We start from the raw sequence: 653 nt of genomic DNA, 5'->3' as shown, positions 1-653 counted from the left end.
AGATCAGCACGATCCGGCGTGAAGGGACCGGCTGGGCCTGCCCGGGAAGCAGTATATCCACCTGATGCTGCAACCGGTTCATAGAGAGAATAAACTGGACCAGGGTATAAAGAAATCCGCCTAATAGTATCAGCAAGGCAATGCTCCATTTCCGGTTGAACATCCCAATCTCCTTTAGTCAAGATATCATTCAATAAAGCTTGACCTTATTATACCGGAGATTGTGCCGACTCCCAAATGATAATTGTGGCTTGCGGCAGCCGCGGGGCTTCTCCCTCAACCGGGGTCGTGAACGCAAGAACGGCCGGCGGGGAGAACTCCTTCAAGGGAGCTCTTCCCGCCGGCGGCCGCTTTCAGACTAATGGTTATCCGCTGTTCAAGGAATGTACTGCTGAACGATAGCCGTCACTTTGCCGTCCTGAACCGTGATGTGATAGGGGAACTGGCTCAGGTCCACCACATCCGTATTCCCGAACTTGCTCAGGAATGTATCCCGGTCGATGGCTTCATCCCAGATAATATCCAGATCGTCGGGGCTTCCGGTATGGTCGAATATTTGCGTCTTGATGCTGACGTTATCGGCCAGAGGATAATCGGTCAGCGTATCGCTGTCATTTACAATGTAATAGCCGTCGGGCGCGCCGCCAAGCTCT

At 52.8% G+C, this 653-nt stretch carries 1 pseudogene; it reads right to left on the bottom strand.

Annotated features, from left to right (window positions below):
* Positions 1–376 precede the first annotated feature (376 nt).
* Positions 377–653: pseudogene (locus L692_RS32535) on the bottom strand (hypothetical protein); the annotation flags it as partial.

The sequence above is a fragment of the Paenibacillus forsythiae T98 genome (assembly GCF_000520735.1).
GTDB classification, from domain to species: Bacteria; Bacillota; Bacilli; order Paenibacillales; family Paenibacillaceae; genus Paenibacillus_AQ; species Paenibacillus_AQ forsythiae.
This window is presented reverse-complemented; position numbering and strand designations above follow the sequence as displayed.